Here is a 1,232-nt window from a genome sequence, read left to right as displayed (position 1 = left end):
GGGTCCATTATAAAGCTTCTAATTGTAATTAAAATCACATCTATCCTTCATCTATGGTTATTATTATCAGTCGATAAATGATATAAATACCTAAATAACCACCGGTTGATAAGAAAAGTGGATTTAGGATAGGTTTTGTTACATCCCTGAAGTTATTCGAATCATAATAAAATGAGTAAAAAAACATTTTCCAATTCCTCATTGAAAGCTAGGTATTTTATTCATTTTATAGTTAAGAATAGTAACTGACCTTTTATACAGGAGTGAAGTAATAATGATTCAATTACAAACTGAAATTGAAGGAAAAAGAGCTTATTTTGGGGCAGTTCGGGATATTTTTCATTCTTACGGATGTAGTTTTTGCAGTAATTTTGATTATGACCAAGGAAAATTCGATGCATTGTTATGGCGTGATGGAGGAGCGTCTATTTACCTAAGAGTCCCTATTTATGTTTTAGATGGAGCTTTAGATCATTCCAGTACATTGATTGAGTTTGGAAAACCTTTTGTCATCAAGCATGTTGTCAACATTGGGCTAGATCATAATGAAAACTCATTTGTAACTGGCACTACTGGGCTTGATCAATTTCAAACACCATTGGATCCTGACGACTATATCTATGATAAAAGCAGATGGACGAAAGCCGGTGAAGAGGCAGTCCAACAAGTCTTTAGTTCAATCAATGGATTATTAGTTTCCTAATGACACTTAATAAAGACATCAGCGAAAAAGCACCTACTGGGTGCTTTTTCTTTACGAATTTCAATTCATCTTGTGAAGTAGCTGTTGTAAATAATGAACATGCTCTCTATCTTTATCTAATATCCCTTCGATTAATTGCCGGCTTTCATGATCTAAATCTCCTCTTACGATTTCCTCGGACGCTCTAATCCCATAATAGCCCTCACCCTTTATTGCACTCTCCATAATTCCAACCGAGGTTTCAGGAATCATAAATTGACTAAAAAATCCTTGGACTGATCCAATCAAGCCTTCATCATCTACCGGTGTTCCTCCCAGATTTTGAATCCTTTCTGCAACTTTTAAGGCGTGGTTTTTATGTTCTTGTTGAATTCTTTGAAATTCCCTCTTTACGTTAGGGTCTGTTAATTTTTGAATATGGTGTTCATATGAATGGATACCCATATATTGTCCCTTTAAAAATTGATTTAATGTTTTGATAACATCATTACCTACCATCATGAACCACTCCTTCTTTTATGTAATCTTT

Annotated in this window: 2 protein-coding genes; one reads left to right on the top strand and one right to left on the bottom strand. The window is 34.3% G+C overall.

What is annotated here, in order from left to right:
* Positions 1–274 precede the first annotated feature (274 nt).
* Positions 275–703, top strand: a complete 429-nt coding sequence (locus BFU02S_RS15905) for a YugN family protein (RefSeq protein ID WP_066372788.1) — start codon at positions 275–277, stop codon at positions 701–703.
* A 60-nt stretch (positions 704–763) separates the two neighbouring features.
* On the opposite strand, the gene BFU02S_RS15900 is transcribed toward BFU02S_RS15905, so the two are convergent.
* Complete coding sequence (locus tag BFU02S_RS15900) at positions 764–1,201, bottom strand: ferritin-like domain-containing protein (RefSeq protein ID WP_066372790.1); 438 nt, start codon at positions 1,199–1,201, stop codon at positions 764–766.
* Positions 1,202–1,232 lie beyond the last annotated feature (31 nt).

This window comes from Neobacillus fumarioli NBRC 102428, assembly GCF_001591485.1.
GTDB classification, from domain to species: Bacteria; Bacillota; Bacilli; order Bacillales; family Cytobacillaceae; genus Neobacillus; species Neobacillus fumarioli.
This window is presented reverse-complemented; position numbering and strand designations above follow the sequence as displayed.